The following is a 20,490-nucleotide window of genomic DNA, read 5'->3' as shown; positions in this document are numbered from 1 at the left end:
CCATCGCGGGCAAGCCCGGCTCCCACATTTGGAATGCATTCCACTGTGGGAGCCGGGCTTGCCCGCGATGGCGGCCTTGAAGACTCTCTATAAATACCTGAAGGAACCCCCAAGTATGAGCGACTCCGGCCGCGCCGATGCCCTGTTAGCCGATCTGCCCCGGGCTGGCCGTGGCCGGCTCAAGGTCTTCCTCGGCGCCGCGCCTGGCGTGGGCAAGACTTACGCCATGCTTCAGGCGGCCCACACCCAACTGCGTCAGGGCGTACGGCTGATTGCCGGGGTGGTCGAAACCCACGGCCGCGCCGAGACCGAAGCCTTGCTCAGCGGCCTGCCGCAACAACCGCTGTTACGCAGCGAATACCGCGGCGTGATGCTCGAAGAAATGGACCTCGACGGCCTGCTCTCCGCCAAGCCCAAGCTGGTGCTGGTAGATGAACTGGCCCACAGCAACGCCCCCGGCAGCCGTCATGAAAAGCGCTGGCAAGATATTCAGGAATTGCTCGCGGCCGGTATCAATGTGTTCACCACGGTCAACGTCCAGCACCTGGAAAGCCTCAATGATCAGGTGCGTGGCATCACCGGCGTGCAAGTGCGCGAAACCCTGCCGGACTGGGTGCTGCAAGAGGCCGACGAACTGTTGCTGATCGACCTGCCATCCCGCGAACTGCTCGAACGCCTGCGTGACGGCAAGGTGTATGTGCCCGAGCAGGCGCGTGCGGCTATCGATGCGTTTTTCACCCAGACCAACCTCATGGCCCTGCGCGAACTGGCGATGCAAACCGCCGCGGCCCACGTCGACGATGATCTGGCCCAGGGCTATCGCCAACTCGGACAGGCCGCGCCGGCGGTACGTGGGCGTTTGCTGGTGGGCGTGGATGGCGATGCGCAAGCCGAACGCCTGGTGCGTCATGCCAGCCGTGTGGCCCAGCGTCGGCATTTGCCTTGGAGCCTGGTGCACGTCGACAACGGCCGAGCGCGGGATGAGCAATCGCGCCTGCGTCTGCAGAACGCCCAGCAACTGGCGGAGCGGTTGGGCGGCGAAGTGGTGTTATTGCGGGCCGGGGAGGTCGCCAAGACCCTGATCCAGCACGCCGCCGAACGCCGTGCCAGCTTGTTGCTGGTGGGGCAGTCGCGGATGCGCTGGCGCCGGCGCTTGTTCGGTGGTGGCTTGGCGGCGCGGCTGTTGCGCAATGCCCGTGGCCTGGAAATCAACGTCCTCGACAGCGATGACATACCGGCGCCGCCACGCTTGCCGGATGTGCGCGGGTTAGTGTGGTTCGATTACGCGTTGGCGGTGGTTGCCACGGTGGTTGCTGCGGCCGTGGCGTGGGCCGTGTCCAGTGTGTTGCCGCTGCCGAATATCTCGCTGGTGTTTCTCGCTGCCGTATTGCTGGTGGCGGTGCGCAGCAGCCTGGGGCCGTCGCTGGTGTGCGCGGCGCTGTCGTTCATGACCTACGATTTTCTGTTTATCCCACCGAACTTTTCCTTCGCCATTCAGCGCGAAGAGGATGTGCTGACCCTGCTGTTCTTCCTGCTGATGGCCGCCCTGACCGGCAACCTCGCCGCGCGCCAGCGCCGCCAACTGCAGGCGTTGCGCGATACCCAGGAAGAAACCAGCGAGCTGCTCGACCTGTCGCGCAAGCTCACGGCGGCCACCGATCGCCAAGCCGTGATCAGCGCCGCCGCCCACCATCTGCAAGGCTGGCGCGACCTTGACTTGTGTCTGGTCAATCGCGACGGTCAGGGCGGCTGGACGGTCGAGACCGGTGGCCCGCTGACCCTCACCGAAGCCGAACGCGCTGCCGCCGATTGGGCCTGGCAGCATGATCAGCCTGCCGGTATGGGCACCGGCACCTTGCCGTTCGGACGTTGGTGGTGGTGGCCGTTGTCAGGTGAAGAGGGGCCGCTGGGCTTGCTCGGTGTCAGCGCCAAACCGGGCCTGGAGTTGAGCGGGCAACGCCGACGTTTGCTCACTGCCTTGAGCCAGCCGCTGGCCCAGGCGCTGGCGCGGGCGCAGTTGGGGCAAGAGTTGGAGTCGGCGCGTCTGCACGGCGAAACCGAACAACTGCGCAGCGCCTTGCTGGCGTCGGTGTCCCACGACTTGCGCACGCCGTTGACCTCCATGCGCGGCAGTATCGATAGCCTGCTGGCCCTCGGCGAAGCCATTCCCATGGAGGATCGTCGCGAATTGCTTGAAGGCACCCGTGATGAGGCCGAGCGCCTGGACCGCTATATCCAGAACCTGCTGGACATGACGCGGCTGGGCCACGGCGCGCTGAAACTGGCGCGCGACTGGGTGTCACCCGGTGATATCGTCGGCAGTGCCCTCGGGCGTTTGCGCGCGGTGCTGGCGCCATTACAAGTGAGCACCGAGGTGCCGTCGGAACTGCCCTTGTTGTATGTGCATGCAGCCTTGATCGAACAGGCGTTGGTCAATGTGCTGGAAAATGCCGCCCGGTTTTCGCCGCCCCAGGGTCGCTTGCAGTTGCGCGCTGGCGTGCAGGATGAGCAGTTGTTTTTTGCCGTGGCGGATGAAGGGCCGGGGATTCCCGAGGACGAGCGTGCGAAGATTTTCGACATGTTCTATACCGCTGCTCGCGGTGATCGAGGCGGACAGGGCACTGGCCTCGGTTTGGCGATCTGCCAGGGCATGGTGGGCGCGCACGGCGGGCATATCAGCGTGGCCGATGGCATTGATGGGCGGGGTACCTGCATCACGTTGTTTCTGCCGCTACAATCTCAACCTGGCTTGGACACTGACCTTTGAATGGCTCCTGAATGGGGTGATTCTTTAACGGATTTTGACGGACACCATGAGCCAGACCGCGACGATTCTAGTCATTGATGACGAACCGCAGATCCGCAAATTCCTGCGCATCAGCCTGGCCTCCCAGGGCTATAAGGTAATCGAGGCCGGCACCGGCAACGAAGGCCTGGCGCAAGCGGCCCTGAACAAACCGGACCTGCTGGTGCTCGACCTGGGGCTGCCCGACATGGACGGCCAGCAGGTGCTGCGCGAGTTTCGCGAGTGGTCGACGGTGCCGGTGCTGGTGCTGTCAGTGCGGGCCAGTGAAGGCCAGAAAGTCGAGGCTCTTGACGGTGGCGCCAATGACTATGTGACCAAGCCCTTCGGCATCCAGGAATTCCTCGCTCGGGTGCGTGCGTTGTTGCGTCAGGCACCGGCGGGAGAGGCTCAGGAAGCCGCCTTGAGTTTTGGCCCGCTGACGGTGGACCTGGCCTATCGCCGCGTGCTGCTGGACGGTGCCGAAGTGGCATTGACCCGCAAGGAGTATGCAGTGCTGGCGCAACTGGCCCGGCATCCGGGGCGGGTGATTACCCAGCAGCAATTGCTCAAGGATATTTGGGGCCCGACTCACACCGAAGACAGCCATTACCTGCGTATCGTGGTGGGGCACCTGCGCCAGAAACTGGCGGATGACCCGACGCAGCCACGGTTTATCGTGACCGAGGCGGGGGTGGGGTATCGGTTGCTAGGTGCCTGAGTCTGTGGTGCCTGCGCTGGCGACATTGCAGGCAAGCCAGCTCCCACAGTTGAAATGCATTCACCTGTGGGAGCCGGGCTTGCCCGCGATGAGGCCATCAGCAACACCCACGCGCTCAACTCTGCTCACTCTCATACCGATCCAACGTATCACTGGCAATCTCCCGCCCCAGGGCGATCAGCTCCGGCGCCTTGTAGAACTCGAAGAACCGGCACACTCGCTTCGGCACGTTGATCAGCACATCTGGCGGGTAGCCTGCGATCTTGTACTGCGCCAATGACGTCTGCATCACCTCGAAACTCTGGTTGATCAGGTCCAGCAGCGACGCAGGCCCGACGTTATCGATAATGAACGAGCCGGTCGCCGACTTCGGTGCGCCGGCTTTTTCCGGCGCGGCAGCGGGTTGCTGGGATTCGGGTTCAGCCGACTCCAGCCACGGGTTGATCTCTGCTGCCTGGGCCTGCAAGGCTTCCTGTTCGAGCTTCATCAACTGCTCGGCCTGTTTGCGGCGAAATGGCAGGTGCGATCCGAGCGACTTGGCCAGGCTGTTGAAGCGGCTCTTGAACGCCGGCGGGCGCTGGATCACCGGCAGCCGATAGTGCTTCTGGTTGGTGGCGTTGAGGTTGACCGCGATGATCAAGTCACAGTGGCTCGACACCACCGGCACGATAGGCAGCGGGTTGAGCAGACCGCCGTCCACCAGCATCCGATTGCCTTGCATCACCGGGGTGAACAGGCTTGGGATCGCCGCCGATGCGCGCATGGCCTGGTGCAGGCAGCCTTCCTGAAACCAGATTTCCTGTTGGTTGGTAAGGTCGGTGGCCACGGCGGTGTAGGGGATGCGCAGCTCTTCAATATTGATCTCGCCGACGATTTTGCGAATCTGCCCGAAAACTTTTTCGCCACGAATCGCACCCAGGCGAAAGCTCACATCTACCAGGCGCAATACGTCGAGGTAGTCCAGGCTTTCGATCCAGTTTCGATATTCGTCCAGCTTGCCTGCGGCATAGATGCCGCCGACCACCGCGCCCATCGAACAGCCGGCGATACAGGCAATGTCATAGCCGCGTCGTTCGATTTCTTCGATCACCCCGATATGGGCGTAGCCCCTGGCTCCCCCGGAGCCCAGCACTAAGGCAACACGTTTTTTCATGTCCCAGTCCTTCGCAAAACAGGTGCCCACAATGCACCCATCCGGGGGGCGGCTTCAATCTTCGGTTATTTTTCGAGGATAACCTTTGTGCTCGGGTATGCTCTGGCAATAGGTACGACCGATTTCAGGCTAGGGACAAGGCACTTTTCCCTGTGGGCAACGTCTACAGGCTACGAATGATTTTGCTTATTTTGAGGTGTCATCAATGAAAGCCTGGATGTGTGTGCCTGTGATCGTGCTGGCCTTGGCCGGCTGTGCCGGCAAGACGGCCTACCGCGATAGCTGCGGTTCCCAATTGGATGCCGCCTGGAAAGAACTCGATCTGGCCAAGGCTGAAGGTTTTGCCGGCACCGTGAGTTACTCCAAGGCTCTGTCGCTATTGACTGGCGCCAAGACCCAGCAGCAGTTTGAAGCGTTTGAAGGGTGCTCCAACAAAGCCCAGAAGGCGCGGTTCTATATTCGTGAGTCTCGCGCCGGGCGTTGACCTGTAGCGGCGAGTAGGATTATTCATTGGAAAGTGAGGGCAGGATGTCAGCGTTGGTCAATCAGTTAGTCGCCCAGGTCATAGGCCTGGAAGTAGGGTTACTGAGCTGCCAGGCTCGCCTCGCCGCCGTAACTGACGATGAAGCCCTGCATGATTTGCGCACCACCGTGCGGCGCTTGCGCAGCTTGTTGCGGCCTTTGCGCGGGCTGCCCGGTGTGGAACAGCTTGAATTGGCCGCCAGTACGGTTGGCCAATTGACCACGCCGCTGCGTGACCGCGAGGTCCTGGCGGCGTATCTGCATCAGCACGGTTATCACGAGGCGGCTGATCGGCGCCTGCGCCTGCAGCCCGAGGCCTATCGCCATGTGGCGCAAAGCCCGGAGTTGGCGCACCTGTTACTGATTCTGGATGCATTCCCACGCTTTATTCGCGCCTCCCAGCACCAGAAACTGCTCAAAGGCTTGCGCCCGCGCATCGAGAAACGCCTGGCCAAGCAATGGCAGAAACTCGATGAAGCCCTGAAGGATCCCGAGCATGATCGCCACCGCCTGCGGTTGCTGATCAAGCGCGTGCGTTACGCCGCCGAGGCTTACCCCGAACTGGACAAGCTACCCGCCAACGCCATGTCGCGATTGAAGAAAGCCCAAAGCGCCCTGGGCGACTGGCATGACTGCTGGCAGTGGCTGGCCCAGGCCGGGCAGCAGGCGGATCTGCAACCCTGCGTTGCCATCTGGCAGCGCACCATGCTCAAGGCTCAAGGGCAGGCTGACCGTGTGCTGGACAAACTCAGCGCCGATTGTTTTTAACGCGGTCCGGCTTTTGGCCGGAATGGGCGGTGTGCCGGTCCGTCTCGATGGTTAAGATTCCCCATCGATTTTCTTGATGTGAGGTCGCCATGCGCTTTAGTGATTTGCTCGACGCTGCCCGAAGCAACCCGTTGGATGTCACCATCCCTGCCGAATGGGCCCAGGGCCGTGCCACCTTTGGCGGCCTGGTCGCCGCTTTGCAATACGAGGCGCTGCGTACCCAGGTGTCGGCGGATCGTCCGTTACGTTCCCTGGCCATCACCTTTGTCGGCCCGGTGGCGCCGGATGTACCTGCCAGTTATCAAGTCGAAGTGCTACGCGAGGGCAAAGCCGTCAGCCAGTTGCTTGGGCGCGTGGTCCAGAACGGTGAAGTAGCGACCCTGGTCCAGGCCAGTTTTGGCGCGTCTCGAACGTCGGAAATCGACGTGGCGAGCGAGCCGGCGCCAGTGTTCAAACATTGGGATGAGTGCCAGGAACTGCCGTACATCAAGGGCGTTACCCCTGAGTTCATGCGCCACCTGGCGATGCGTTGGGCCGTGGGCGGCCTGCCGTTTACCGGCAATAAATCCCGCGACATGGGCGGCTGGGTGCGGTTGCGCGGGGATGTGAAAGAAGAGCCGCTGACCGAAGCGCATATCCTCGCCCTGGTCGACGCCTGGCCGCCAGCTTTGCTGCCGCACCTGAAAAAGCCTGCGCCGGGCAGCACCCTGACCTGGACCATCGAGTTCATCCAGCCGCTGCAAGACCTGACCACCCTCGACTGGTGCCAGTACCACGTCAACATCGAGCACGCCCGCGACGGCTACGGCCACGCTGCCGCTGCGCTGTGGAGCCCGACCGGCGAGTTGATCGCCCTCAGCCGCCAGACCGTGGTGGTGTTCGCCTAAGCCCTGTCAGTGGTGGTGACGTTGCCGCCAGGCACGCCACCAGCCACCGCTTAACACAAAGCGCGGGAAGGTCACGAATTGCTCGACCACCAGGCGTTGCACCGCATCTTTACGGTCGCTGAACGGCTCACTGGCCTGGGCTTCCAGGCTGTGGCCGTGACGCTGCAACGCCAGGCCCGCCACGATGCCGACCACACCGATAGCCAAGCTGGCCAAGCTCAGGCTGAACACCCCTGAAACGATCAGCAGGAAACCGACGATAAACAGCGGCACGGCAATCAGATGCAACGCCAGGTTGGTCGGGTGCTGGTGGTTTTGTGGGTAATGACGCCATTGCCAGGCGGGGAGATTGGGGTGACGTTTGCCCATGATCGTGAGTCCTCTGTCCGTTGGAACAACTTGGACAGAGTTTAGGTGCGCAGGGGCGGGGTAGCGAATCAAGGCTGGCTATTGGGGTTATAGAGAACAGTTTGGCGGAGTGATCCTCATGCCCAAATGACTCAGTCATGATCATCCATATGCACCAAAAATGTTATTTCGCTATCGGTTATCCAAAATGGATAGCCGGTGGTTTCGCCTAAAACAGATGCTAGAACTCGAGAGTTATCAATTTTCCAGGCGGTATATGCTGAGTCAAATACCACCAGAACTAGATCCTTCTCGCTGATGCGATACGGTATTTCCTTCCAAAAGTCAGGGTTGTGCTCCGTGCTTTTTTCGTTCAGTTCGATGGGATCAAGCACATTGCTTTGCGATTTGAAGAATTTTCTCGTCAGGGCGTTTATCAATAAGTTGAGTTCGCTTGAGTCAAGCTTTCCAGCGTCGATGTTCAAGGTATTAAAGGCCGCGTCTATTTCGTCTTCCAAATAGCTCATCAGGGGACACCTATTCTTGACCGACTGACAGGAACCAGTTGAAGCAGGATATGGCCTCTTTTTGCTCCTCCCTCACTTCTCTTTCCAGGCGTTTGATAGCCAATATGAGGGGATTTCGGGCCTTCCTTACTTGGCACGAGTACTGGATCGTCAATATTCACTTCAGCTCCCCTATTGGGACCTGTTTGTACCCGCAATTCCGTTGGAAATGATTTTCCATATTGGTCTTTGCCCCATTTCGATACGCTGTATTCGGTGTTGGGTATGCTCGTCCTGCGAAAAGGCTCATCCAAACCATCGGTGGAAAGCGTGGTGCCGCGGGTTTATTTGTTGAGTCTGATGATTATGGAGCTTTCCAAGCGCTGATCAGATTACGGGATTGTATAACGCAGCAGGCTCGAATGTGGGAGGAACGCCAGTCAGTTAAGTGCAGATCCCCTGTGGGAGCGGACTTACCCGCGAAGGCGGTGTGTCAGTCACTGCATCTGTTACTGCACTACTGCTTCGCAGGCAAGCCCACATTCGATATTCAGGGTGTCTATGATAAGGGGGGTTACCTGAACTGCATCAAGACTGTATGAAGTACAAATTAGAGGTGGACCCTTCGATTTTTTTGGCTTTGCCCTTTTGTAGGTACGCATTGAACTCACGTTCCAAGACTTGTCTATCTGTATATTTTTTGTACTTGCATGGCGTTTCGCATGCATACATATATAGTCGCCAGGAGTCGAAACCGTCGACCCTCTCGTCCGGGCCGTAATCAAAGTCGACACATATTTCAGATAAGTAAACACTGCAACCAATGCCGTGCAGTTCGTAGGTGACATTTGCAGCGACCGTCCCGCGCTGTGGGATTTTTTTGGATCGCCACAGACCAATAATATTTTTGGTTCCAAATGCTTGCTCAAGTAAGTCGGTAGCCTTTTTTACTTGTTCCAAGTATTCGGTGATCAAGTTTTCTAGAGTTTGAGCTCTCATCGTCTTGGCCTTTCTAGTCTGTCCAGTCCTACTGCATTTGAAGCGTCTACTACATCCTTGGAGCTGTTGAACGAGCTGTTATGGTTACCTATATTCTGGATTAATTTTATTGTAACTTGCGTATGCGTTTGTCTTGCAGCTGCAGCTCGGTGGTGCCCATCAACAATATAGCGTTGCTCGTTATATTCAAACACGTCTATGGGGGTATTTTTATCGTATCCGTCGTTTCGCATACTGCGCGCAATCTCTTCCACGCGCTTGGTTGATCGCTTCCCTTCAATGCTGTGTGTTCTATTTAGGGAGGCTGCGTCTACTTCGTGAATAAGAGGGGCGGAAGGTTGTCCCTCATTCACGCTTGATTTGTAGGGTGGATCGTCAGCACTCGTTTGTTTTTTACACCCATCACCGCCTGGGCATGAATTCAAGCCTAGCGGATCCACCCACCCCGTAGGATTGGGCACGTACTGATACGCGTTGATCCCACCCGCCAGCTTCACCGGATCCGGCGTCAGGTAACGTCCAATATCCGGATTGTAGTAGCGATGGCGGTTGTAGTGCAGGCCGCTTTCCGCGTCGAAGTATTGACCCTGAAAACGCAGCGGATTATCGATTTTGCCTGCGTCGAGCCGGGCGATCTGGCCGTAGGCGCGGTAGTGGGCGGACCAGACGATTTCGCCTTCGGTGTCGGTCAGTTCCTGCGGTGTGCCCAGATGGTCGAGTTGGTAGTGGTAGGGCGTGGTGTCCTGTGGGCCATAGCCTTCCAGCAGTGCCAGTGGGCGGAAGCTGTTCGGTTCGTAAATGTAGCTGCGATGGCGTTCCGCGTGGTGCTCGGCAATCAGCTTGTCGCCTTGCCAGAAAAATTCCGTGGTCTTGCCATCGACGATTTTGCTGACACGTCGCCCAAACGGGTCATAGCGATAACTAGCGGTTTCGCCGTTCGGTTTTGTGATGCTTATTAACCGATGCTGGCAGTCGTAGCGGTACTCGGTAACGAGTTGCTGACCCTTGCCGCGCCGTTCGCGGATGAGGTTGCCGAAGGCGTCGTAGTCGTAATGGCGGTCGCCCTGGATCATCAGGCGGTTGCCGGCAACGATGTCCGGGCCGGGACGGTCTTGCATCAGCAGGTTGCCCGCCGGGTCGTGGGCGAAGCGCTCCTGGACGTCTTGGGAATGATCGGCGCGGGTCAGACGATTCAGTGGGTCGTAGCGGTAAAGGTGTTCGCCTTTTCGGGTGTCGAGCAGGCGGGTGAGGGTGCCGCTTTTGTCGTAGTCGTATTGGCGTTGGTAGAGGTAATTTTGCTGCTGCGTAACGGCGTGGGCGTGTAGGCGGTTTTGCTCGTCGTAGTGATAGTGGCTGAGCAGTTGACCTTGTTGGCGTTGGTGTTCGCGGCCGCTCTTGAATAAATGTGCAGTGAGCACCTCACCATTGAGCTCGACCGTAGCGAGATGGCCTCCCTTGTCATGGTTGAAGGTGAGGCGGTTGTTGTCGGGCAGGCGCAGTTTTTGTAGTTGGCCGCAGGCGTCGTAGCCGTAGCGCAAGGTGCCCCAGCCTTGGTGTTCGGCGGTGAGGCGGTTTTGTTTGTCGTACTCGTAGGCCAACGCCCAGTGACCGTCTTCGACGCTGAGGAGGTTGCCCTGGCGGTCGTAGGCATAGTCGACAACGCAGGCATCGGGCAGGGTTTTTCGGACGAGGCGACCGGTGTGGTCGCGCTCGTAGCGGGTCACTAGCTGACTGCCATCGTCGCCGTATTCGGTCTTTTCCTGCAGGTTGCCGTTGAGGTCGTAGACGTAGGCGGTGCGTTGGCCGTCGAAGCCGATTTCCCGCTGGATCAGGCCGTTGGGGTGGTAGTCGAGTTGGTAGGTTTCGCCGACTTCGTTTTCGATTTCGGTGAGCAGTAGCCTGGCGTTGTCGTAGCGGTACTTGACCTGGGTGCCGTCGGCGTTGATGCGGCGGCTGATCAGGTGCAGGCCATCGGCGTATTCGTAGCGGGTGACGTGGCCGAGTTCATCGCGCTCGGCGATGATTTTGCCGTAGGGGTTGTAGCTGAATTCCCGGCAAGCGCCGCCGGGCTGGGTCAGTTTCAGCAGGCGCCCAGCGGCGTCCCATTCATAAAGAGTCCGCGCGCCATGCTCATCCTCACGTGCAACCTGCCGCCCTAGATCGTCATAGCGATAACGCTTGATCCCGCCATTGGGCAATTGCTCTTCCAGCAACTGCCCACGCTCATTCCACACCAGCCGATGGCAGCTGTGATCCGGGTACCAAACCCCGGTCAGTTGCCCGTGTTTGTTGTAGCTGTAATCGGTAACCTCGCCGTCAGGATCGGTCCTACGCGTAACATCGCCTTGCTCATTACGCTCGTATTTCCAGACTGCCTCCCCACGCCTCACAACCCGAACAAAACCGTTGTCATGCTCGTAGGACGTCGGCTCGTCATCTCCCGGAAACAACGCCACCAAGCGTCCGGCTTCGTCGTACTGATACGCCGTCACCGCGCCCAGCGGGTCTTGCTCGACGGTCAGCCGGCCCTTTTTATCGTAGGATTTGAAATGCTGCGCGCCGTCCGGATCGATGCGCTGCACCAACCGCGCCCGGTCGTCGTGGACATACACCTCCTGACTACCATCGACGTTATGCACGGTGACACGGCCGTCATCCCCCCAGGCATAGCGCGTGTCCATCTGCGAAAAGCTCGCCCAGTGCCGGACGCAACGCGCCGCCTTGCCGGAGCCTTCCCACTCCCAAAAGAAACTCGCCCCACCGGCCAGCTGCCGCTCAAGAATGACGTGCTGATCGTCGTACCGATAACGCTCGCTTTCACCGACGGCATTGGTCGCGCAAACCAGTCGTCCCGCTTCGTCATAGGCGTAGGAAACAACGTTCTGCTCGGTTTCCCAGACGTAAGGTGCACGCCCTGTGGCGCGATGAACCTGGTAGTCCACCGCGACGATTCGATCCAGCTCATAACGCAGCAGCAGCGAGCGGCCAGCACCGTTATCCAGCCGCTCAATCCGCCCGGAACGATCACGGCAAATGCGTAGACGGTTGTCATACGCATCGCTGATCGCAGTCAGTACACCGTCGCGAAAGTGATAGAACCGCGACGCCTGGGCCAGCACCAGTTCATCAGGCGTCGAGCCCAAGTAGATCGCCGCTTCGGCAAGACTATTGGTGATCGCGGGTCGAGCCGCTGTAGGCAAGGGCAGGGTGGTCGAGCGATTTTCATGGTCGATCCACACCACCGAATCGCCCGACACACAAAGCCTGTGCGCCAGCGCATGGCTCCAGCTAAACCCCAGCCCACAATCGACTTCCACCGCACTGGTGCGATACAGCCGGGTCCACTCAAACGGCAAAACCCCATCCAGCGCGCCGTCGGTGAGGGTGAGTAATTCTTCGCCGGTGACCATCGACACCGGGCAGCCGTTGGTGACCGTCTTATCCGCTGGCGCCGCCGCATCTCCCTTGGGATTCGACGCCACGGCGGGGGCATCATCAACGTGTTCCTGCCGGACCAATACCGTCTGCCGAGTCTTGTTGCGAACCATCGGCACCGGGTTCGAAACCAGCGTGTCGCCCGCCTTCAATGGAACCACCGGCACGGCCTTGACCGGTGTCGCCGAACTGCTCAGCAACACAGGCTTGGCGGCCTCAACATGCGTGTCCAGCCGCGGCCCCGCCACCTGCCTGGCCAGCAACTCCAACAACGCCCGCGCTTGCCCGGACTTGACGCGACTGAGCATCTGCGCACCCAGCCGCAGCTGTACGCCAATACCCCGCGTGGCCCAGATCAGCAGCAGGTTGATCAAGACTTCGCCGGTGATTTCACCCAGCAACTCATACATCTGCGGCGGCGGCAGCATCCGTATCCAGGCCACCACCGCTGCCACGTAGATAAACAGCAGCGGCTCATCACTGAGCACCAGCAATCCCTTGGCCAGCGTGTCTTTGCCCAGCGCGAGCAGCGCATCCAGCTCGGCCTGGGAGAGGTACTTCAGCAACTTTTCGCTGTTGGATTTGAAGTTCGCGAGCAGGTCATACAGCTCGGTGATGTTGTCCCACAGGTTGTAGAGCGCCTTGCCGAGCCCGGTAGCAAAGGCCATGCCCTGCATTCCACTGCGTTGATAGGCTGGCGCTTTGACAAAGTCGGCCCATTGAAGCTGGAAATGCTCGTCCCACTGCTTGCGCAGATCAGCTTCCAACCCGGCAATCACTGACGTGTAGGAGGCATACAGCGCCTTGACGTGATCCTTGGAGACATTGGGGTAAAAGGTGATTTGGTATTGCTGGTCGCGGGTACAGTCGTTGACTTCGAGGATGCCGCTGGGGCCGATGGTCCGATGAAGCGGCGCGCCGACCGGGCTGCCATCCCGAGCCAGGGCTTGCAGTTGCACCTGGGTGTTGCCGATGGGTACGAACCGGGTACTTTCAAACAGATGCACCAGGGTCAACCCACCCTGGGCTTTGCATTGAGCGACGGTGCGGCTGGGTTTGTCGGAAGAGGCCGGCGCGACCAGTGCGACGTCTTCCCCAACCTTGAACACCTGCTCCACGGCAAGTGCCGAACCACTCAAAAGGCTGTCGGCCCACGCGTCGAACGTGTTCAGGCAGGTACGGAAATCCGCTAAAACGCGAGTGACATCCGGCGCCTTGGGATCCATGGGGGCCAGCACAAAGCCAGCGATCACCGGAATCAAGAGCCAGCCCTGTCAACCAGGGCTCTAACGAAAACAACCATCTGCAATCCCTCGCACTGTTTGATCAGGCGAGGGACTTTGCAGCGGTTCCTGGGTAAAAGAAGTCGGCGTTATTCGCGGGGATGGCGAGGAAGTTTCGCCTAAACTTCAGGTAAACCGAGGCTTGGCGGTAGGAATCGGATTACAGGTAGAACAGTCTTACAGCTTCAACTGCCCAATCGCCTTGCTCAACTCACCCGCCAACGTCGCCAGTTCATTGCTGGTGGTTGCCGACGACATGGTCTGCTGTACGGTGTTTTCGGTGACATCGCGAATACTCACCACGGCGCGGTTCATCTCTTCGGCCACATGGCTTTGCTGTTCGGCGGCGACGGCGATCTGAGTATTGCTCTCGCGCATCTGCGCCACGGCACCGGTGATTTGCGCCAGTGCGGCGCCAGCTTCCTGGGCTTGTTGTACGCAGTCGTCGGCCTTGAATGAGCTTTCCTGCATAAAGTCCACCGCATCGCGAGTACCGGCTTGCAATGCCGAGACCATGCGGGTGATTTCGTCGGTGGAGCTTTGCACGCGCTTGGCCAGGTTGCGTACTTCGTCGGCAACCACCGCGAAACCTCGGCCCATTTCCCCGGCGCGGGCGGCTTCGATGGCGGCGTTGAGGGCGAGCAGGTTGGTCTGTTCGGCGATGCTGTGGATCACCCCGACCACGCCGTTGATCTGTTGGCTGTCCTGGGCCAGTTTCTGGATCATTTCGGCGGTCTGCTGCACGCCGTTGGACAGCCCGGCAATTGAACGCTGTACGCGGGTGACCACCTCCTGGCCGCTGCCGGCGAGGGTGTCGGCGGTCTGGGACAGGTCGCGGGTAGCGCCGGCGTGCTGGGCGATATGGTGGACGGTGGCGGTCATCTCATTGATGGCAGTGGCGGCCTGGTCGGTTTCGCTCTGCTGGCCGAGCATACCGTGCTGCACCTCGTTCATGCTGCTGGCCAGGCGTGCGGCACCGTCATCCAGTTGCCGGGCGGTGCGTGCCACGGTGTTGACCACGCGCTGGTAACCGGCCTGCATGGCGTTGAATGCACTGGCCATCTGGCCGACTTCGTCCTTGCAGGCCAAGGGCACGCGTGCCGACAGGTCGCCGGTTTTCTCGACGTGCAGCATCACGTCCTTGAGGGTGTTGAGTTGGCTGAGCAAGAAGCGGATCAACAGCTGTGAGGCGCCGAGCATGGCCAGCATCAGGATTGCCACGGCGACGGCATAGTTGGCGAAGCGCTCGCTGAACACTTGGCCAAGGCTGGGTGCGTAGGCGAGGACGGCGACGTGTTGACCGTCAACGCGATCGATCACCTCGGCGCCTATCAGTGGGTTTTTGCCCAACAGCGGCATGTGATTGAGTTCGACCCAGCCGCTGGCAGTACTCAAGGCTGGAAGAGCCTGTTCGCCCAATTGTGGGGTTTGCCCCTGGGCATAGGCCAGCCATTGCTCGCCGGTGGGCAGGGCTTTGTCGGCTGGCCAGGCGTTGAGCAACCGCCCCTGAGCCTGGGCCGAAGCCTGGGATGCCTGGCTGCGTGCCTGTTGCTCAAGCTGTACCGCGTACAGCACCAGCAGCAGGGTGGTAATGAAGGCGACCGCGTTGACGGCCCAGAATTTGTACTTGAGCGAGATATTGCTAAGCCAGGCACCCATGGAAGGTTTTCTCTGATAGCGGAAACAGTATTGGCAAGGTGCCATTATTGTGCCGCTACTCAGAAAAACGTTTTTGACATGCGTCAATGCACGGCATTAATCCACATCAGGCAAGCCGAAAAAACGGCGGGCGCAGGCGGTGCTGTGCAATGCCAGGTCTTCGAGGGTTTCATGACGGTGCAAGGCCACTTCGCGCAGGACTTCGGGCAAGTACGCCGGTTCATTGCGACCGTTTTTTGGTTTGGGGCGCAGGGTGCGCGGCAGCAGGTACGGCGCGTCGCTTTCCAGCATCAGGCGGCCCCTGGGAATTTCCCTGACCAGCGGATGCAGGTGCGTCCCACGGCGTTCGTCGCAGATCCAGCCGGTGATGCCGATATGCAAGTCCAGGTCCAGGTAGCTGAACAGCGCTGTTTTTTCACCGGTGAAGCAGTGCACCACGGCGGCGGGCAGGTGGTCGCGGTAATCTTTGAGGATCTCCAGCAGGCGCTGGTTGGCGTCGCGCTCGTGGAGAAACACCGGCAGTTTCAGCTCGACGGCCAGGGCCAGGTGGTGTTCGAGGACTTTTTCCTGCTGGGGGCGAGGGGAGAAGTCGCGGTTGAAATCCAGCCCGCACTCGCCCACGGCACGCACCCGACTGTCTCCCAACAGGCTACGCAGGCGCTGTGCACTGTCGCCGTTCCAGTCGCTGGCGGAGTGAGGGTGGATGCCAGCGGTACTGAACAAGCGCTGGCCGCTTTCATCAAGTTTTGCACACAGCTCCAGGGCCTGTTCACTGCCCTCGATGCTGGTGCCGGTGAGCACCAATTGCTGCACGCCAGCGGCGTAGGCGCGTTCGAGGACAGCCTGGTGCCTCTCGTCGAAACTGGGGTTGGTCAGGTTGACGCCGATATCAATGAGTTGCATGGTGCTATCTCCGCCTGCGGCCGGAAAGCATATCAGAGCTGTAGATTTATAAGAAAAACCAAGAACTACAACGCGTTATCGCTGTCTTTGAACGTCGCAAGCGACATTGTGGTTGGCCAGTTGCCTGTCACTGTGTCGCCGTTGCGCGCCTTGCCAGCGCATAGAGCGCTCTGTTTCTGACCTCCAGCACTTTGTTATTCGCGAAGGCGCTGGCCAGTATTCTTTCCGGAGAGCGGATGATCCGACCCTCGGCGTTGCTTGTGTTGTGCCTGACGTTGCTACTGCCCATGGCGGCGGTCGCACGTCTGGACGGGCCGTTGGAAGTCACCAAGCCTGGCAAGGTGCGTGACTTGGCGCAAATTCGCTCCAGTCGCACCCTGCGCGTACTGGTCAACCAGAGCCGCAACAGCTCCGGTGAAGTGCAGGGCCAGGCCATCGGCGTCGAATACCATCGGTTGCGCGCCTTCGAACAGTACCTCAACGGTCACGCCCGCGATGGCCAGGAAATCAACCTCAAGATCATCCCCAAGGCCAAGGACCAGTTACTCGGCGCGTTGGCCCGTGGCGAAGGTGACCTGGTGGCGCCCGGCGAGTTGCTGGATGTGAAGGCCGTACACAAGATCAGCGCCAGCGAGCCGATTGTCAGCGATGTGCCGTTGTGGCTGGTTGGCGTCAAGGGTGAGCGACGGTTTACCAAGTTGGAGCAACTGTCTGGTCGCACGCTGACGCTGACCACCGGCAGTGCGGCGGCGGATGCCATCAGTCAGGTCAATCAGAAACTGGCGCTGCACAAACGAGCGCCGGTGAAGGTGGAGTGGGTTGACCCTAGCCTGGCGGTAGAGGATGTACTGGAGATGGTGCAGGCCGGGATTTTTCACCTGACGATCGTTGAAAAACCGATTGCCGAACGCTGGTCGAAAATCCTGCCCAAGCTGCGCTTTGACAAGCAGGTGGTAATCAGCGAACCGGGTGACGAGTTCTGGTTCGTGCGCCAGGACGCTTCGATGCTGCGCGCCAGCATTGACCGATTTCTCAAGACCTATCGAACCCCTGCCGATCAGGACGTGGCGTTCCAGCGTATCTACCGACGCCTCTATCAGGTGCGCAACCCGCTGGCGCGCGCCGACCGTCAGCGTCTGGAAAAACTGCGCCCGGTCCTGCAAAAACATGCGCGCGAGCAAGGGATGGACTGGCTGAACCTGGCGGCGTTGGCGTTCAAGGAGTCCTCCCTGGACCCAGGCGCACGCAATAGCGGCGGCCCGACCGGCCTGATGCAAATCACGCCTTCGGCGGCGCAGCGGGTGGGGGTCAACAACATCGAGAGTCTCGATAGCAATGTGCAAGCTGGCGCACGTTACCTGGCGTTGATCCGGCGTAAATTTTTCTCCAGCCCCAAGCTCAACGAGCGCGAGCGCATGGCTTTTGTGCTGGCGGCCTACAACATGGGCCCGGAGCGGGTCCAGGGGATGCGCACCGAGGCCAGGCGCCGCGGGCTGAACCCCAATCAATGGTTCTTCCAGGTTGAACGCATCGCCATGGAGCAGGTGGGGATGGGCGGCGTCAGCTATGTTAATAGCGTCAACAAGTATTACTTGGCGTTCGACCGGGAGCGAGAGTCCCTGGAGCCGCCTGCAGCAAAAATGGTCTCACGAAAATAATCAACTTTATCGATATTAATTAGGCAATATTTGCGCTTTTATCATTGCTTAAACTGATTAATATAGCGGCCAACCAACCCCTACCTGGAAAAGGATTTACTTAAATGAGCCCAATGATTACACGCGTCCTGTCTACCCGCGCCGGTTACGGCCTGACTGTCCTGCGCATCTTCGTCGGCATCATCTTTGCCGCTCACGGTTCGCAAAAACTGTTCGGCTGGTTTGGCGGCGGCGGCCTGGCGGGTACTGCCCAATTCATGGAAAGCCTCGGCCTGACGCCGGGTACCCTGATGGCAGTGTTGTCGGGTGGTACCGAGTTTTTTGCCGGCCTGGCCCTGATCATTGGTTTGCTCGCTCGCCCGGCGGCATTGGGCCTGACCTTCCTCACGCTGGTGGCAATCTTCTCGGTGCATATCCATAACGGCTTGTTCATGGCCAATAACGGTTATGAGTTTGCTCTGGCTTTGCTCGGCGGGGCGCTGGCGGTGTTGCTCGAAGGTGCCGGCAAACTGTCGGTTGATCGCGCCATCACTGACTGATCTGTTTGCATGTCCCGGAAAAGGCCCGCATCTGCGGGCCTTTTCGTTGCTCGGGATTCTTGACACTGCCCCACCGGCTTCTCTAGGATGCTGCTCATGCGCCGATTTAAACAGCTAATTGCGGGGCGCCACTGGGACTCAATGCAGCCCGACAGAAGTCCGTATCCTCTCCCAGGGCGCTCTTCGAAATACCGCTAAAGCGCTGGTTCGGTGTTGCCTCTCACCTGCCCGCAGACTTTTGAGGCAGAGACACGACACGATGAATGCACCACGCCCTCTCATACGCTTGGCCCCGATTACCGCGGACCTGACTCAACGCAATCCGAAAATCCTCCTGGGTGGTAAACACCAGCCGACGCTCCTGCGTTATCTGGACGGCTGGCCACGCCGTGGCGGTAGGCCCTCGGCGTTCCTGATCCAGTTTGTCGAGGACGGCGAATCCCTGGCTCGTTTTGCCAGCAATAGTTTCGACCTTGCAGTGATCCAGGCGCCCAATGCCGGCGACGCCCATGAAGTGATCCACCAACTGACCCGTATTGCCCGCCAGGGGTTGATTGCGCGGCGTTGAGCCGTCAGTCATAGACCGCTGGCGCGGCTGATCGGCGTCGACGCTGGTGGAGGGCAAGTCCCCAGGCAATTAGGCATAACAATAACGGCATCGTGGCGATCATCAGCCCTTTAAGGTATCGCTCGAAACGCTGCAAGGGCGCGTATGCCTGGGCTTTGAGTGTATGCAACTCGATGGGCAATTGCAGGCGCTCCCTGTTGAGTGCCTGCAACTGGGTGTTGGTATCCACGGCCTGTGTGACCAGGCGTGCGTGCCCTGGATTCAGCCTTTGCCATGCTTGCTCTGTGTGCTCGTGCCGTCGCTCCAGTTCAACCGCACTTTTGCGATAAGCCTGTGCGGCTTTTTCGCTCATGTGTTCGAGCCTGTGCAGTGGCTGGGTGATGACGCGAGGTCGGATGCGCCTGAGTATCTCCGGAACCGCCAGGTTATCCAGGGTATTCAATACAAATTGCGCGTTGCCGTTGGGCTGAGCGTTGCTGACAGCGTACGCGAGCACATCAGTGTCGGCCACGACCACCACCTGGATCTGCTCGGCATGTTGCATCCCCGGTGGCTGGCCCTTGAGGCCGTCGGGAAACACCGAATAAGCGGGGCCCTCAACGCGGGCGGCAATCACGTGGCGCTCTCCTGTCGTGGCGGTTTCATCGATGAGTGAGTCGAACGTGGTCGCAGAAGCAAAGCGCCCTGCATCCAGCAGCACGGACTGCCGGGAGCTCTGTAGCAAGGGGGTCAGCAGCGTACGATTTTTGTTGGACAGGGAGAGTGCGCCGCTGCTGGACACGGTCACGGCATCCAGGTTCCAGGTGCTCAGGTCTGTCGGGTTCATTGCCTGGCGTGGAAGTTCCAGCCTGGCCGGGTGCAGTACCTTTGGCATTCCGGGGCCGGGCGTAGCCGATGAGGCGTAAATATTATCGACCAACAGCTTGTCCGCTGGCATTTGTATACCCCATGCAGTGAGCAGTGCATCCAGCCTGGCGTTGGTCGATATGGCTTGCGCAGCTATCTCGCTCACCGGGTCGATAAAGGTCATCAGCCTTGCGCCTCTCATTACCGCTTGCTCAATGGCATACAGAGCCTGCTCGGGCAGGGCGCCGGGCTGTACGACCATCAATGTACTTATCGATGACGGCACTTGAGCGATGGTCGATGCCAGTTCCACCACGTTGAATTGTTCGCGCATCTGCTCCAGTAGTTCGCCGGCAGGTTCGTGTAGCGCCAGTCCCGACAGCAGGCCGATAGTGGGACGTTCAGGGTGCATGAGTTTGTGGAGCAGGTGGCTGATTTCATATTCAAGCAATGACTCATGCTCGGGACTGAACAGGTCAATGCGTTGCGCGCTATGGCCGGCACGGGTGCCAATGAGGCCTAGGAAACCTTGCGTGTCATCTAGGCCAAACAAACCAGCTTTGTAAGCGTCTTCTGAAAAAGGCGTTGGATTGATGACATGTAGATTGATCATGCCGTTGGCCGCCTTTTCGACTTCCTTGAGCATGTCTTCAACGCGACGGCCGTAACGACTCACTGCCTGGCTCCGTTGAGGGGCATTGATGGCATTGAAGTAATACAGGTCCAATGGGTTTTCAAGTGTTGTCAGCAGTTGGCGCGTTGATGACGATAAGGTATGGATTTGTGTGTGTGAAAAGTCCCAGCGGATATTGGGTATTTTCGGTACCCAGACCAGATTGAATGCCAGAAACAGTAGCGATATGACAAGTAAGGTCATACCCGCACGAAGAGCGGATCCCATCAGTGGCTTTCC

General features: G+C 59.5%; 17 protein-coding genes. 8 read left to right on the top strand and 9 right to left on the bottom strand.

What is annotated here, in order from left to right; genetic code table 11:
* Positions 1-115: 115 nt before the first annotated feature.
* A complete protein-coding gene (locus QMK52_RS26315) occupies positions 116-2,767 on the top strand; it encodes a sensor histidine kinase (RefSeq protein ID WP_005786349.1) in 2,652 nt (883 codons plus the stop codon).
* A gap of 46 nt (positions 2,768-2,813) precedes the next feature.
* Positions 2,814-3,503: a response regulator gene (locus QMK52_RS26310; RefSeq protein ID WP_005786351.1), complete on the top strand. Its 690-nt coding sequence runs from the start codon at positions 2,814-2,816 to the stop codon at positions 3,501-3,503.
* Positions 3,504-3,618: 115 nt separating this feature from the next.
* On the opposite strand, the gene QMK52_RS26305 is transcribed toward QMK52_RS26310, so the two are convergent.
* On the bottom strand, positions 3,619-4,656 hold the full coding sequence (locus QMK52_RS26305) for a patatin-like phospholipase family protein (protein ID WP_005786353.1): 1,038 nt from the start codon (positions 4,654-4,656) through the stop codon (positions 3,619-3,621).
* Positions 4,657-4,861: 205 nt separating this feature from the next.
* Between QMK52_RS26305 and QMK52_RS26300 the strand changes: the two genes are divergently transcribed.
* The 3 genes from QMK52_RS26300 to QMK52_RS26290 all read left to right on the top strand — a co-directional run bounded on the left by QMK52_RS26300 (position 4,862) and on the right by QMK52_RS26290 (position 6,833).
* A complete protein-coding gene (locus QMK52_RS26300; RefSeq protein ID WP_005786355.1) occupies positions 4,862-5,140 on the top strand; it encodes a hypothetical protein in 279 nt (92 codons plus the stop codon).
* Positions 5,141-5,184: 44 nt separating this feature from the next.
* On the top strand, positions 5,185-5,946 hold the full coding sequence (locus QMK52_RS26295) for a CHAD domain-containing protein (RefSeq protein WP_194440342.1): 762 nt from the start codon (positions 5,185-5,187) through the stop codon (positions 5,944-5,946).
* 89 nt (positions 5,947-6,035) lie between these two features.
* Positions 6,036-6,833, top strand: a complete 798-nt coding sequence (locus QMK52_RS26290) for an acyl-CoA thioesterase (protein ID WP_194440343.1) — start codon at positions 6,036-6,038, stop codon at positions 6,831-6,833.
* Positions 6,834-6,839: 6 nt separating this feature from the next.
* On the opposite strand, the gene QMK52_RS26285 is transcribed toward QMK52_RS26290, so the two are convergent.
* The 7 genes from QMK52_RS26285 to QMK52_RS26260 form a co-directional block, all read right to left on the bottom strand.
* Positions 6,840-7,202, bottom strand: a complete 363-nt coding sequence (locus QMK52_RS26285; RefSeq protein WP_005786360.1) for an Mpo1-like protein — start codon at positions 7,200-7,202, stop codon at positions 6,840-6,842.
* Between the two features lie 131 nt (positions 7,203-7,333).
* Positions 7,334-7,708, bottom strand: a complete 375-nt coding sequence (locus tag QMK52_RS26280) for a hypothetical protein (RefSeq protein WP_320403657.1) — start codon at positions 7,706-7,708, stop codon at positions 7,334-7,336.
* Entirely contained in the window at positions 7,708-8,001 is a 294-nt protein-coding gene (locus QMK52_RS27510; protein WP_413817827.1) for a polymorphic toxin type 47 domain-containing protein, read from the bottom strand. Before QMK52_RS27510 ends, QMK52_RS26280 begins: the two co-directional genes overlap by 1 nt.
* A gap of 274 nt (positions 8,002-8,275) precedes the next feature.
* Positions 8,276-8,686: a DUF6896 domain-containing protein gene (locus QMK52_RS26275; protein ID WP_320403656.1), complete on the bottom strand. Its 411-nt coding sequence runs from the start codon at positions 8,684-8,686 to the stop codon at positions 8,276-8,278.
* On the bottom strand, positions 8,683-13,383 hold the full coding sequence (locus tag QMK52_RS26270; RefSeq protein WP_413817826.1) for an RHS repeat-associated core domain-containing protein: 4,701 nt from the start codon (positions 13,381-13,383) through the stop codon (positions 8,683-8,685). Before QMK52_RS26270 ends, QMK52_RS26275 begins: the two co-directional genes overlap by 4 nt.
* 198 nt (positions 13,384-13,581) lie before the next feature.
* A complete protein-coding gene (locus tag QMK52_RS26265) occupies positions 13,582-15,063 on the bottom strand; it encodes a methyl-accepting chemotaxis protein (RefSeq protein WP_194440345.1) in 1,482 nt (493 codons plus the stop codon).
* Positions 15,064-15,159: 96 nt separating this feature from the next.
* Positions 15,160-15,966: a TatD family hydrolase gene (locus QMK52_RS26260; RefSeq protein ID WP_320403655.1), complete on the bottom strand. Its 807-nt coding sequence runs from the start codon at positions 15,964-15,966 to the stop codon at positions 15,160-15,162.
* A gap of 236 nt (positions 15,967-16,202) precedes the next feature.
* On the opposite strand from QMK52_RS26260, the gene QMK52_RS26255 reads away from it, so the two are divergent.
* The 3 genes from QMK52_RS26255 (at position 16,203) to QMK52_RS26245 (ending at position 18,731) form a co-directional block, all read left to right on the top strand.
* A complete protein-coding gene (locus QMK52_RS26255) occupies positions 16,203-17,624 on the top strand; it encodes a transglycosylase SLT domain-containing protein (RefSeq protein WP_005786373.1) in 1,422 nt (473 codons plus the stop codon).
* Positions 17,625-17,728: 104 nt separating this feature from the next.
* Positions 17,729-18,163 (top strand): DoxX family protein, encoded by a 435-nt coding sequence (locus QMK52_RS26250; protein ID WP_005786375.1) that lies wholly within the window; start codon positions 17,729-17,731, stop codon positions 18,161-18,163.
* A 259-nt stretch (positions 18,164-18,422) separates the two neighbouring features.
* The gene (locus QMK52_RS26245; protein ID WP_032803384.1) at positions 18,423-18,731 is read left to right on the top strand and encodes a hypothetical protein; all 309 of its coding nucleotides are present in this window, start codon (positions 18,423-18,425) and stop codon (positions 18,729-18,731) included.
* 4 nt (positions 18,732-18,735) lie between these two features.
* On the opposite strand, the gene QMK52_RS26240 is transcribed toward QMK52_RS26245, so the two are convergent.
* The gene (locus tag QMK52_RS26240; RefSeq protein ID WP_320403654.1) at positions 18,736-20,478 is read right to left on the bottom strand and encodes a Gldg family protein; all 1,743 of its coding nucleotides are present in this window, start codon (positions 20,476-20,478) and stop codon (positions 18,736-18,738) included.
* Between the last annotated feature and the right edge of the window lie 12 nt (positions 20,479-20,490).

This window comes from Pseudomonas sp. P9_2 (assembly GCF_034008255.1).
Taxonomy (GTDB): domain Bacteria; phylum Pseudomonadota; class Gammaproteobacteria; order Pseudomonadales; family Pseudomonadaceae; genus Aquipseudomonas; species Aquipseudomonas synxantha_A.
The sequence above is the reverse complement of the archived record's forward strand: the minus strand, read 5'-3'. Positions and strand labels throughout refer to the sequence as shown.